We start from the raw sequence: 12369 nt of genomic DNA, 5'->3' as shown, positions 1-12369 counted from the left end.
AGGCGAGGGGCAGCGCCCATGTCGGCAGCGACAGCTTTGCAGATTCTGGTCAACGGCCTGTTGCTGGGCGGCACCTATGTGCTGGTGGCGCAAAGCCTCAACCTGATCTTCGGGGTCATGAAAGTCGTGAACCTCGCGCATGGCGGCTTCGTCGTCATCGCCGGGCTCTTCACCTTCTGGGCCGTCAATCACCTGGGGCTGCAGCCGCTGATAGCGTTGCCCATCGTCTTCGTGGGTGGGGCCATTCTGGGCGGCCTGCTCGAGCCCTTCATCATCGAGCCTCTGATGGGCAAGGGGCGCCAGTCCGAGCTGCTGAGCCTCATCGTGACCTTCGGTCTGAACTACGTGCTGACGCAGATTGCCCTGGTGTCCTTCGGGACGGACTACATGTCCGTGCCCTTTCTGCAGCGCACCTTCAATGTGGGCGGAGTCATTGTCAGCGCGGCGCTGCTGCTCACGGCGGCGTTTGCCGTCGCCATCACGCTGCTGCTGTATTTCGGGCTCAAGTACACGTACATCGGCAAGTCCTTGCTGGCGGCCTCGCAGAGCACCATCGGGGCGCAGTCCTGCGGCATTGATGTAGGCCGAGTGCGAGCGGTGGCCTTTGCGCTGGGGGTGGCCTTGGCGGCTGTCGCCGGTGCCCTGCTCATCATGGTGCAACCCATGTCGGCTTCGTCGTCCGATAGCCTCACGATCCTGGCCTTCGTGGTCATCGCGCTGGGGGGGCTGGGCAGCTATCGCGGTGCCACGGTAGCTGCCTTCGGCCTGGGGGTGGTGCAGGCCGCGGTGGGCTATCTGCTGGGCGGCAACGTCGAGGCCGTGCTTCCTTTTGTCCTGCTGATTGCGGTCATGGTGTTGTGGCCCAGGGGCATACAGCGGTCCGCCTGAAAATCTGAACCCGAGGGCTGCCATCGGCGCCGTCGGTCGTTGCGTATCAAGGAAGCTGCATGAGCTCATCCGAGTCCAAGGTTTCACCCTCGCATTCACGCAGAGTGCCGTTGCCCGCCATCGGGATGGTCATTGTCCTGTGCGTCGTCGGATTGGCGGTTCCGGCCTATGGCTCGGCCTACACGATCCAGTTTGCCACCGACATCATCCAGGCCGTGATCCTGGCCTATAGCTGGAACCTGCTGGCCGGCTATACCGGCTATCTTTCCTTTGGCCACGTCGCGTTCTTCGGCATCGGGGCCTATGCCACCGCCATGCTGGTGATGCACACAGCTGTGCCCTGGTACCTTTCGGTGTTCGTGGGCGGCATGGTCTCCGTCGCCGTGGCGGTGCTCGTGGGCCCCATCATGCTGCGCCTGCGCGGCATCCTGTTTGCCCTGGGCATGCTGGGGTTGGCGCGCATCATGGAGACAATCTTCACCGACTGGCAATTTCCGGGCGGGGCCGGGGGCACGGTCATCAGCGGCGACCTGACGCCTGTGGCGGTCTACGGGATCATGCTGTTGACCGGTGTGGCTGCGTTTGCGGCCAACCTTTTCATCGAGAAATCCGGCTTCGGGCTGGACGCCATGAGCGTGCGGGAAGACGAAGACGCGGCACTGGCATTGGGGGTGCCCACCAACAAGGTGAAGACACTGGTCTTTGCCCTCAGTGCCCTGTTTCCCGCCATTGCCGGCGGGCTGGTGGCCTGGAACCGCAGTTACATCGATCCGCCCAGCGCCTTCGACCCGACCATGGATCTGCTCACGATCGTGTTCGTGCTGTTTGGCGGCATCGGTACGCTGTGGGGGCCACTCATCGGCGCTGCCGTCCTGATGGCCGTGGCCGAGGTGCTGCTTGTCAAAGTGCCGGCCATCAAGCTCGCCCTATACGGCCTGATCGTGATCGTCGTCGTGCTGCGCCTGCCCGGCGGCGTCGTGTCGCTCATCAATCGGCTGGGCGGGCACCTGGTGCGCAAGCCGGTGCGCGTGCCGGAAACCTTCCCCGCTGACATCGAGCGACTGGCGCCGGCCGTTTCAAGCACGGCTCTGGAGGTGGTCACTGCGCGGCCGGTCCTGCAGGTACGGGATGTCAGCGTCCGCTTCGGCGGCCACGTTGCGGTGAACAAAGTGTCGTTCGAAGTGAACGAAGGCGAGATCCTGTGCGTGATCGGAGCCAACGGCGCTGGCAAGACCACCTTGTTCAATGCCATTACGGGTGCCGTGCCCATCAGCGAGGGTCAGATTTCGCTGTTTGGCAAGGACATCACCGCCGTTCCGCTGTATGGCCGCGTGCACATGGGCATTGCGCGTACTTTCCAGATCCCGCGCCTGCTGGGCGACCTCACCGTCTGGGAGAACGTGCTGGTGGCGGCGCGCCATGGACGGCAGTCGCACCGGGCCGCAGAGTATTCCGCCGCAGTCATGCATATTCTCGGACTGGAGGAACTCAAGCTCGAGCAGGCCGGCATGCTGAGTCCGGGCCGCCAGCGCGAACTCGAGATCGCCCGGGTGCTGGCGGTGCAGCCGGACGTGGTGCTGCTCGACGAGGTCATGGCAGGCATGACCCGCGACGAGCAGGAAACCGTGCGTAACGTCATCCGGCGCTTTCCAGAACTGGGGGTTCACGCCGTCATCTGTGTCGAACACGTCATCGCGGCCGTGGCGGATCTGTCCGATCGCATGCTGGTGCTCGATTTCGGGCACAAGATTGCGCACGGTGTGCCCGACGAGGTCCTCAACGATCCGGTGGTGGTCCGGTCCTATCTGGGAGACGTGGCATGACGCAGGTTCAGAATGCAGCTGCCGAGGCCTTGTCCGTCCAGGGGGTGAGCGCAGGCTTCGGGCCGCTGACCATCCTCAGCGACATTTCGTTTTCCGTGCATACGGGTGAGGTACTGGTCGTGCTGGGAGCCAATGGCGCTGGCAAGACCACGCTGCTGCGAGTCATTGCCGGGCTGGTGCCCGCCCGTAGTGGCCAGATCCGGCTGCTGGGCACGCCGCTGCACGGCAAGCCGCCTCACGTGGTGACCCGCCTGGGTATCGGCCACGTGCCCAGCGGCCGCGAACTGTTCCCCAAGATGTCAGTGGCAGATCACCTGGCCCTGGCCAGCCGCCTGTGCGCGCCCGAGCGGCGCGCCGAGGTGCGCCAGCGCGTCCTGGAGATGTTCCCGGTGCTGGAAGAGCGGGCGCAGCAGCTGGCCGGCACGATGTCGGGCGGGCAGCAGCAAATGGTGGCCATCGCTCGCGCCCTGATGACCGATCCGAAGATTCTGTTGCTGGATGAACCGTCCACTGGCCTGGCGCCCATCGCTGTCAAGGCGGTGTTCGAAACCTTGCCGCGCCTGAAGGCACATGGCGTGAGTACGATCCTGGCCGAGCAGAGCCTGACGCTGGGTTTGTCCTATGCCGATCGCGCGCTGGTGATGGACCATGGCCAGATCGTGCTGTCGGGCACTGCGAGCGAACTGGGGCACGACCGGCGGGTGGTGGATACGTACCTGGGACGGTAGGAGAAGAAGGCCACGATATCGGGCGCACGCTTTCTCGGCGACAGATTTGTCTCACAATTTCTGTTCCAATTGATATACTCGACTTGTATCAATTGAGAGCGACTTTTCATCATGTCCAGTCTTCCGAGGTATGTGCCCGAAGTCCAGGCCGAAGCCGATTTCTGGCAAAGCGTGGGCATTCCCCCGCGGGGCCAGAAGCTTTATGCCGCACTGGCCGAAGGGCTGCCCGCAGGGGTTTACGGGCGTCTGGCCGCATCCATTGGTCTTGGCCGGCAGGCGTTGGCCGTGTCGCTTGGCATCGCGCCCGCCACCTTGCAAAGGCGGCTGAAGTCCGGGCGCTTCAATCGCGATGAAAGTGACCGGCTCTATCGGCTGTCTCAAATCTTTGGCCGCACGCTTGAACTGTTCGAGGGCGATGCGCCGGCTGCCCGACGTTGGCTATGCGGTGCGGTGCGCGGCCTGGGTGGCGCGCGCCCCGTCGACATGGTGTCCACCTCGGCGCAGACCAATGCCGTGCTGGATCTCATCGGCCGGCTCGAACATGGCGTTTTTGCATGAGTTCGCCCGACGAGGTGGCGGCCTACCGTCTGGTAAAGAAAAAGTGGGCACGAAACGCATTCGATGGTGAAGGCGCCAAGCGCTATGGAGGCCGCTTCAATAGCAAAGGCCGGCCTTGCGTCTACTTGGCGGGCAGCGAGTCGCTGGCCATCCTGGAAGTGATGGTCCACCTGGATGACTATCAGCTGCTGGACCACTACGCACTCTTTCGGCTGGCTCTGCCGCTGAATTCGGTGCTGCAGCTGGATGGCGCAACGCTGCCATCCGACTGGCGCGAAGACCCCGCGCCGGCCGACACGGCTCGTCTTGGCGATGACTGGCTGTCGTCGGGCGCAAGCCTGGCTCTGGCTGTCCCCAGCACCGTCGTCATCCGTGAGACCAACTATCTGTTGAACCCCGCCCACCCCGATTTCGAGCGCGTCGTCAGCCAGGCGGAGCCTTTGTCGTTTACCGCAGATGCGCGTTTGCGGTGATGCAGGCCGCGAAGCGCTACCATAGGGTGAACGTGGAGGAAAGCAATGGCTATTCTGGGTATCCATCATCTGGGCCTGTCGGTGCGCGACCTGGACAAGACAACGGCGTTCTTCACCGAATGCCTGGGCTGGAAAGTAGTGCGCGAAGTGCCCGACTATCCGGCGAAGTTCGTCAGCAATGGCAGCGCGTTTTTCACGCTGTGGCAGACTGATCCGGGGGCGACGTCCTTCGATCGCAGAAAGAACCTCGGCCTGCACCACGTCGCGCTGCAAGTCAGCGACGAGACAGATCTGGATGCGCTGTACACAAAGCTGCAGGCCTATCCGGGGGTAGAGATCGAATTCTCACCCCAGCCGGTGGCAGGCGGTCCAGCCAAGCACTGCATCTTCCGCGAACCGAGCGGCATCCGGATGGAATTCTTCTGGGCGCCTTGAGGGCCTGAGGTCCTGCCTCTTCAAACCACGACGCCGTTTCTGACGCACCATCGATCCGCTGGCGCAGTGGCCACAGCCTGCGCGCCGTTGGCGGCCCGCACTGCCACGAAATTGGCCTTGTGGCCCACCGACAGGCCGTAGCCCTGCAGGCCTAGTACCCCCGCAGCCGCGTGGGTCGCCATATCCAGTGCCAGGAGCAGATCTTCATCTGTGTAGAACCCGGATCGGTAGCCGATCAGCATCGTGCGTTGCAGCATGTCGCCGTTGCCGTAAGGCCACCAGGCATCCTGGATGTTGTCGTTGCCGGCGAAGACCCGGACTCCGGCGGCACGCAGCAGCTTGATCGATGGGAAAGGCCGGTCGCCAGGCGCGTTCGTCATGATGGACACTCCGGCCTGCGCGAGGGTGTCGGCGGTGCGCCGGGCCTGGGCTTCCGTGACTTCGCCCAGCGAGTATGCGTGGCTGACGGCGACGCGCCCCTCCAGCTTGCGTTCGTGAGTGCGGCGAGCGATCTCGGTCAGCTGCGCCAGGCCCTGCTCCCCCGGTTCGTGCAGATGGATGTCCACCTTGGCGCCGTGGCGTTCAGCAATGTTGAAGATGACGTCCAGTTGCCCTTGGGCATCGCCATCGAAGACCGTGGGGTCGATCCCGCCGATGACGTCCGCCCCTGCGTTCATGGCTGCTTCCAGCACGTCGGCCGTGCCGGGGCACGACATGACGCCAGCCTGTGGGAAGGCCACCAGTTCGATGTCCACCCTGTCACGCCATTGTTCGCGCACTTGCGCCACCGCCTGCAGGTTTCGCAGTCCTGTGGTCGCGTCCACGTCCACGTGACAGCGCATGGCCTGGGTGCCGAACGATATGGCCTGCCGGACCAGCGCGTCGGCTCGCTCGGCGATCGGGCGCGCGGATGCCAGTTGAGTTTTTTCAGCGGCCAGGCGTGCTTTCAGGCTGGCAGCCGGCATGTGAGGATGCCAGCGGTCACCCACGAAGCTCTTGTCCAGGTGGATGTGGCCGTCAACCAGTGCAGGCAGCACGACCCGGCCTTGCAAGTCCAGGGTTTGACGCGCCTCCGCGGGCGGTGTTTGCTGTGCCGTGATGGATACCAGGATCCCGTCCTGCACGGCCAGTGCAAGAGGGTTGCCATGGATGTCGGCACCGTTGAAGAACCATTGATCGATCATTATCGTACTCGTACCGTTAGCCGTGCCACGCGTGCAGAAAGTCCAGCAGCACCTGTGCTGCGTTGTCGGCAGCGACATGCAGGAAGGTATCCATCTCGTTCTCGCCCGGCCCGCCGCCGGCCAGGTCGCTCAGCGAGCGGAAGGCAATGAATGGTACCCCGTTGCTATAGGCCACCATCGCGCACGCCGCGCTTTCCATGTCGAGCACGTTGGCGTGAAAGGTGCGATACGCGTATTGCCGGAAAGCAGCGTTGTCGACGAACGCCTGACCCGAGACCCCGTTGCCCCCTACGACCAGGCGCGGTGTTTGGCTCAGGCAGTGTTTTTGAGCGTCGCAGGCCTGTAGCCGCACGTTTTGCAGCGTACGGGCCACTGCCAGCATCTTGGGGTCCACCTCGAACCAGAATTTTTCCTGAAATTGAGTTTGGCCGGTGCGGCGCACGCGTACGTCACGTGGTTGCATCATGCCGTAGGGCGCGAATTCAGCCTTTCCTTTGGATGGCGGTGCCTGGAAATGCCCCGGTGAGGATTCGCGCATCATCACCACCTCCAGGTACTGGCCCCAGCGCTCGGGAACGCTCACGTCGCCAATGTGCAGGGTCGGATTGACCCCACCCGCGATGCCGCTGAAGATCAGTCGGCTGACGTGAAAACGATCAAAGAGCAGTTGCGTGTTCATGGAAGCATTCACCATGCTGATGCCGCTTAAAAGCAGCACCACTGGGTGCGATTCCAGCGTGCCCGTCGTAAATTCCACCCCGTTCACGGTAGTGGTCCTGGCATTCTGAAGCTTTGCTCGTAGCCGCGTGAGTTCGGGTGCAAACGCCGACATCACGGCGATGCGCGGCGTGGGGTCCAGCCATCCCGTGGTGGCTGACGTTTTGGAAATTGCAGGCTGCTGAGCGCTGGGTGCTGCGTATGACGTTGCGCCCAGCAACGCGCAGGAGAGGATCAGCGCGAGGGCCGCAAACAGGCTGGAAGGCTTGGTGGTGGTCATTGGCAGGGTTTACGGCTGCCATCGGCAGCGTGCAGTCCAGAATGGGGTTGGATGGCGTTCAGTGTAGTAGGCAAGAGAAAACTGTCACGGCTAATTTTCGCAGAAAATAGGTAATTTAGATAAAATAGTCTAAATCAGTTTATTCAACGGAGGCCACCGTGCCATTCTCGTCCGTACTCAGTCAGCTTCCTACCACTCCGGCGTCGATGCTCAAACAGAAGGGCTGGAAGAGCATTGTCCGCGAGTTGGCCACCGCTGGACGCATCGTGGTGACCAACCATCGGGAGCCAGAAGCGGTGATTTTGTCTCTCTCGCAATATAAAGAACTGGTTGAACGCACCCAACAAGTGGATGACACCGCAGGGAACGCGCTGGCTGCGTTGAGGCAGCAGTTTGATAAACGCCTGGCTGCATTGGATGCAGATGACGCATCTGACCGGCTGCGTGCCCTCATGCGTGCACCGGAGAGCCTCGTAGGAACGTCTGTCGCGTCTCGGGTTTCGCATCCCGAATGAGCCGTCCTACGCTCTACGTGCTTGCGGGCGTCAATGGTGCAGGAAAGAGCTCGCTTGGCGGATGCCTGCTCACGCGTGCGGGGCTGGCGTGGTACGACCCGGATGCGTATGCACGCGGTATTGTGCGCGCGCTGGGTGTGACGCAGATGCAAGCCAACGGGATGGCATGGCAAGAGGGTGTCAGACGATTGCAGAATGCACTCGCCCGCGGCCGTTCGGTTGCCATCGAGACCACGTTGGGTGGCAATACGATGGTCGGGCGCTTCGTGCATGCTTCAACAACCCACGACATCCTGGTTTGGTACTGCGGGCTCGCGAGCATCGAGAAACACCTCGAGCGTATCCATGCAAGAGTTGATGCTGGCGGGCACGACATTCCGGCGGAAAAGGTCCGTGAACGTTGGCGGCGCTCTGTAGAGAACCTTATTGGCCTGATGCCCTACCTGGCGCATTTAAGGGTCTACGACAATAGTCGCGATGCCGTCGGCGGTCGCCTGGCGGTGGAACCAGCGCTGGTCTTGAACGTTGTTCAGGGCGAAATCCTCTATCCATGCAGTGCCCATGAGATCGCCCGCACGCCAGATTGGGCGAAACCTATTGTCGAGGCGGCCTTTGAGCGGTAATCGTTCTGCTTTGTGCGCCCTCTAGAATCCGCCGCGCCTCGGCGCCATGGTCACGGTGGGGTGTTGCAAGCGTCGTTCAGTGGGTGGGAATTTCCGCCTGGGCGGCAAGCCAGAAGGCTTCTGCTGCCTTCCCGAGTGAGGCACGGTCGCGATATAGCCGGATCTCCAGCGCGATTGACCATTCTTCAGGCGCAGCCATGACGAGGCGGCCGCCTTCGATGTCGTCGCTGACAAGCATCTGCGGTAGCCAGGCGAGGCCTCGACCGTCGATTGCCATCACGCGCAGCACCGAAGCTAGATGGGCCGTCAGGACATTCGGTGTATACAGATGGTCAAGAATCTGCCCATTCAGCACGTGCAGGATGCGACCCAGGCCTGACTCGGCACTGTAGCTCAGCAAATGGATCTCGGTCGACTCGCCTCCGGCTGGAAGGCGATGCACCGGGCGACCATTCTTGTCGGGTGCTGATACCGGAATCAGCTGATCCGTACCGACGACCACATGTGGGCACCCAGCCTCATCCAACGGACCACGTACTTGAGCGTGGCCGTAGGCGAGCATGAATTGTGCCTTGCTCTGCAGGATAAGCGCCTCGCACTTCTGCTGAGTGTTTGAATCAAGCTGAATCGGTCCGACAGTTGTGCAAGTCTCCAGCGCACGCAGCCAGCGGGGCATGAAGGTGAACGACAGCGTATAGGTAGAGGCAAAACGCAGCGTCTTGGAACTTGCCTCGGCAATGGCGCGAGCTTCACCAGGGATACGGGTGGCCTCTGCCTGTAGATCCTGTGCTACCTGGCGAAACCATTGTCCTACTTCGGTCAGTCGAACGGGTTGCGAGCTGCGGTCAAACAAATCGACGCCGAGCCATTCTTCCAGAGCCCGCACCCGGCGGCTGAATGCCGGTTGCGTCATGTGGCGTTCGTCGGCCGCGCGCGAGAAGTTGCCGGTGGTTGTCAGCGCGAAGAAATCGTCGAGCCATGAGAAGTTTATGGTCATGACGATGCTTTCAAGGCATTAAAGACAAGATAAACGGCATTGGTCAAGACAAGGGTTTTTGATGATTATGTAGGAATTGTAATCTCAACCAATTCACAGGAAGCAGCCGTGAAAATTGTCGAAATTCGTGAGAAGACCGTCCCCATCAGCTCTGCCATCCGCAACGCCTATATCGACTTCAGCAAGATGAACCTAAGCCTTGTGGCTGTCGTCACCGACGTGATCCGCGACGGCAAGCCAGTGGTGGGATACGGCTTCAACTCCAATGGCCGCTATGGCCAAGGCAGCATGATGCGCGAACGCTTCATCCCTCGCATCCTGGAGGCTGCACCCGAAGACCTGGTTGATGCCAGTGGCGAGAACCTCGACCCGCATAAGATCTGGGCCGCAATGTTCAGGAACGAGAAGCCGGGCGGTCATGGCGAGCGCTCGGTGGCCATTGGCACTATCGACATGGCCGTGTGGGACGCCGTGGCCAAGATCGACGGAAAGCCGCTATTCCAGCTGCTTTCTGATCGCTACAGCGATGGCAAACCCGATCGCCAGATCTTTGTCTACGCCGCCGGTGGCTACTACTACCCCGGGCAAGACTACAGGAAGCTGCAGGACGAGATGAAGAGCTACATCGATCGCGGTTACACGGTGGTCAAGAAAAAGATCGGCGGCGCCTCGCTTGATGAAGACCTACGCCGTGTCGACGCCATCATGGAAGTCTTGCAGGACGGCCAGGGACTATGTGTAGACGCCAATGGTCGCTTCGATCTGGAGACGGCGATCGCCTATGCCAAAGCACTGTCTCAATATGACCTGTTCTGGTACGAGGAACCAGGCGACCCACTGGACTTCGAACTGCAGTGCACGCTGCGCCAGTACTACAAGAACCCGATGGCCACTGGAGAAGATCTGTTCTCGATGCAAGATGCGCGCAATCTGATTCGCTACGGCGGCATGCGCCCCGACCGTGACTGGTTGCAGTTCGATTGTGCATTGAGCTACGGCCTGGTCGAGTACCTGCGAACGCTGGAGATGCTGAAGGAACATGGTTGGTCACCCAGTCGTTGCATTCCACACGGCGGCCATCAGATGTCGCTGAACATCGCGGCCGGCCTTGGTCTGGGCGGCAACGAAAGCTACCCGGACCTGTTCCAGCCATTCGGAGGCTTCCCGGATGGTGTGAAGGTTGAAGGCGGCTACGTGACATTGCCTGATCTACCCGGAATCGGATTCGAGGGAAAAGCCGACCTATACCGCGAGATGCGGGCATTGTCGGATTGAGAGTCCGATCGGTGGGGCGAACGCGCCACATCAAACCAAAACGCAAACTGGAGACAAAACTATGCACGTGCTAAAGACTGTCCGCCGAGTTCCTGGCGGCATGTTGATCGTGCCACTCGTCCTGGCGGCGCTGATCCACACTTTCGCGCCTGGCGCGCTTAATCTTGGATCATTCACATCAGCCATCTTCTCGTCTCATGGCCTGGACGCCATGATCGGACTTCAGCTATTTTTTATCGGCACGCGGTTCAAGGTGCGTCAGGCCCCCGAGGCAATCAAACGCGGCGTGGTTCTGATGCTTGCCAAGTATGGTGCCGGCGCCATCCTCGGCTTGGTTATCGCCCACTTCTTCGGTCTGGGTGGCATCCTGGGTATCTCCGTGCTTGCGATTGTATCGACGGTCACTGGTGCCAATGGTGCGCTTTACCTCTCGCTTGTCAGCGAATGCGGGGATACCGAAGATTCCGCAGCGATGTGCATTCTCAACATTCACGATGGCCCGTTCCTGACGCTCCTCACCCTGGGCGTCACTGGCCTCGCCCACATCCCGGCGATCAGCCTCCTGGCGGCCGTGTTACCACTGCTGATTGGCGCCATCCTAGGCAACATTGATGAAGATTTCGAGAAGCTGTTTGCACCAGGCCTTGCTGTAGTCATACCCTTCATTGGCTTTACAATCGGCGCCAATATCAACCTCGGAAATCTGCTCCACGCCGGAACCAGTGGAGTCATTCTCGGGTTGACCACGATTGTCATCGGGGGTGGCGCAGCGATTCTGGCTGACCGCTACATTCTTCGTCGTCCGGGGTACGCCGGGGCTGCGCTAGCCAGTTCGTCCGGAAATTCGATTGCCAACCCAGCCATTGTTGCCGCGCTGGACGTCAGCTACCATCCGTTCGTGCAGCAGGCCACAATCGAAATCGCGGCATCCGTTGTGCTCACAGCTATCTTGGTGCCTTTCCTGACCTCATACTTCGCTATGCACTTCGGTGGTGGGATCGGTGCCGACGACAAAAGTTCTGGTACACAGGTCATGGATGTCTATCCAGAAGGGTAGAACTGGGCCACCACTCGACGCCGGAGGTATCGCCTGGGCTTTCGCGCAAATTTTCGCTGGATCGCGAGACAGGCCTGCGGATGCTGCTGGGCGCAAGCGGATTCAGCAACTACGTGGATATCTGCGAAGGCATGGAGCGCCAGGTTCCGGCGCTTCGGCCCACAAACGCTTGAGGCGATGCAGCCGCTCGCGTTCCAGGGTGTCAGCCAGCGGCTCGGGAGCGTGGCCCAGCGCAACAGAATCGGCGGCCACGGCTTGCACGGCAGCGCTCAGGCGCGATGATCCTGCCCGCCACCATTCGGCCAGCAGTTGATCGGGGGAATAGACATCCAGTCCTTGGCGCCGCAGCTCGGATCGATCGAAGTCCTTCAGATTCCACGTCATCACCTGTACGGTGGGGGTGCCCTGCAAGCCGCAGCGCGCTCGCCGTGCCAGGCCGGCCGCGATCACGTGAAGATCCTTCGGGTCGCTGTAGCGCAACCCGACTTCGTAGGGGGCGGTGTTGGTCTCCATTGCGCTGGGGAAGCGCTGGTTCATGGCGTCCCATTGTGCCGCCAGTGTTTCGGGCGAAATCTGCCACACGCGTGCTGCGTTGCGACGCCATTCTTCGCCGATGCGTTCGGTCCAGATCGGCTGGAATACGTCCTGGTCAGCCACGCGCAGCAACAACTGGCGCTGCAGTGTGGACATCAGCACACAGGCATCGAGGACAACGAAGGGGGGTTGGAGCAGAGCAGAGGGCGCCACAACGCGGATTTTACTGCCCAGCCCCCCATGGTGCTACAGGCTCGAAGCGCAGCTGCACAAAATCAATGA

At 61.4% G+C, this 12369-nt stretch carries 14 protein-coding genes; 10 read left to right on the top strand and 4 right to left on the bottom strand.

The annotated features are described in order from the left end of the window. Positions 1-18: 18 nt before the first annotated feature. The 6 genes from VF285_RS04720 to VF285_RS04695 all read left to right on the top strand — a co-directional run bounded on the left by VF285_RS04720 (position 19) and on the right by VF285_RS04695 (position 4905). Positions 19-888 (top strand): branched-chain amino acid ABC transporter permease, encoded by an 870-nt coding sequence (locus VF285_RS04720; RefSeq protein ID WP_346951471.1) that lies wholly within the window; start codon positions 19-21, stop codon positions 886-888. Between the two features lie 59 nt (positions 889-947). Then, the gene (locus VF285_RS04715; RefSeq protein ID WP_346951470.1) at positions 948-2711 is read left to right on the top strand and encodes a branched-chain amino acid ABC transporter ATP-binding protein/permease; all 1764 of its coding nucleotides are present in this window, start codon (positions 948-950) and stop codon (positions 2709-2711) included. Beyond that, positions 2708-3439 carry an ABC transporter ATP-binding protein gene (locus VF285_RS04710; protein ID WP_346951469.1) on the top strand — a complete coding sequence of 244 codons (732 nt, stop codon included), beginning with the start codon at positions 2708-2710 and terminating at the stop codon, positions 3437-3439. Before VF285_RS04715 ends, VF285_RS04710 begins: the two co-directional genes overlap by 4 nt. Positions 3440-3550: 111 nt before the next feature. Continuing rightward, the gene (parS, locus tag VF285_RS04705; RefSeq protein ID WP_346951468.1) at positions 3551-3997 is read left to right on the top strand and encodes a type II toxin-antitoxin system Xre/ParS family antitoxin; all 447 of its coding nucleotides are present in this window, start codon (positions 3551-3553) and stop codon (positions 3995-3997) included. Next, entirely contained in the window at positions 3994-4470 is a 477-nt protein-coding gene (locus VF285_RS04700) for an RES family NAD+ phosphorylase (protein WP_346951467.1), read from the top strand. Before parS ends, VF285_RS04700 begins: the two co-directional genes overlap by 4 nt. A 45-nt stretch (positions 4471-4515) precedes the next feature. Beyond that, positions 4516-4905, top strand: coding sequence for a VOC family protein (locus VF285_RS04695; protein ID WP_346951466.1), 390 nt, complete (start codon positions 4516-4518; stop codon positions 4903-4905). 20 nt (positions 4906-4925) lie between these two features. Here VF285_RS04695 and VF285_RS04690 read toward each other — a convergent pair whose 3' ends face one another. Next, positions 4926-6089: an amidohydrolase family protein gene (locus VF285_RS04690; RefSeq protein WP_346951465.1), complete on the bottom strand. Its 1164-nt coding sequence runs from the start codon at positions 6087-6089 to the stop codon at positions 4926-4928. Between the two features lie 16 nt (positions 6090-6105). After that, complete coding sequence (mtnN, locus tag VF285_RS04685) at positions 6106-7086, bottom strand: 5'-methylthioadenosine/S-adenosylhomocysteine nucleosidase (protein WP_346951464.1); 981 nt, start codon at positions 7084-7086, stop codon at positions 6106-6108. 206 nt (positions 7087-7292) lie between these two features. On the opposite strand from mtnN, the gene VF285_RS04680 reads away from it, so the two are divergent. Both VF285_RS04680 and VF285_RS04675 read left to right on the top strand, forming a co-directional pair. Beyond that, entirely contained in the window at positions 7293-7601 is a 309-nt protein-coding gene (locus tag VF285_RS04680; RefSeq protein ID WP_346951463.1) for a type II toxin-antitoxin system prevent-host-death family antitoxin, read from the top strand. Further along, positions 7598-8224, top strand: coding sequence for an AAA family ATPase (locus VF285_RS04675; RefSeq protein ID WP_346951462.1), 627 nt, complete (start codon positions 7598-7600; stop codon positions 8222-8224). Before VF285_RS04680 ends, VF285_RS04675 begins: the two co-directional genes overlap by 4 nt. A 76-nt stretch (positions 8225-8300) precedes the next feature. On the opposite strand, the gene VF285_RS04670 is transcribed toward VF285_RS04675, so the two are convergent. Next, the gene (locus VF285_RS04670; RefSeq protein WP_346951461.1) at positions 8301-9221 is read right to left on the bottom strand and encodes a LysR family transcriptional regulator; all 921 of its coding nucleotides are present in this window, start codon (positions 9219-9221) and stop codon (positions 8301-8303) included. 108 nt (positions 9222-9329) lie between these two features. On the opposite strand from VF285_RS04670, the gene VF285_RS04665 reads away from it, so the two are divergent. Together VF285_RS04665 and VF285_RS04660 are read left to right on the top strand one after the other, a co-directional pair. Further along, a complete protein-coding gene (locus VF285_RS04665; RefSeq protein ID WP_346951460.1) occupies positions 9330-10496 on the top strand; it encodes a mandelate racemase/muconate lactonizing enzyme family protein in 1167 nt (388 codons plus the stop codon). Positions 10497-10557: 61 nt separating this feature from the next. After that, positions 10558-11553, top strand: a complete 996-nt coding sequence (locus VF285_RS04660; RefSeq protein ID WP_346951459.1) for a 2-keto-3-deoxygluconate permease — start codon at positions 10558-10560, stop codon at positions 11551-11553. Positions 11554-11655: 102 nt separating this feature from the next. On the opposite strand, the gene VF285_RS04655 is transcribed toward VF285_RS04660, so the two are convergent. Continuing rightward, positions 11656-12243 carry a PIN domain-containing protein gene (locus VF285_RS04655; RefSeq protein WP_414648066.1) on the bottom strand — a complete coding sequence of 196 codons (588 nt, stop codon included), beginning with the start codon at positions 12241-12243 and terminating at the stop codon, positions 11656-11658. Positions 12244-12369 lie beyond the last annotated feature (126 nt).

This window comes from Castellaniella sp., assembly GCF_036379515.1.
Taxonomy (GTDB): Bacteria; Pseudomonadota; Gammaproteobacteria; order Burkholderiales; family Burkholderiaceae_B; genus Castellaniella.
This window is presented reverse-complemented; position numbering and strand designations above follow the sequence as displayed.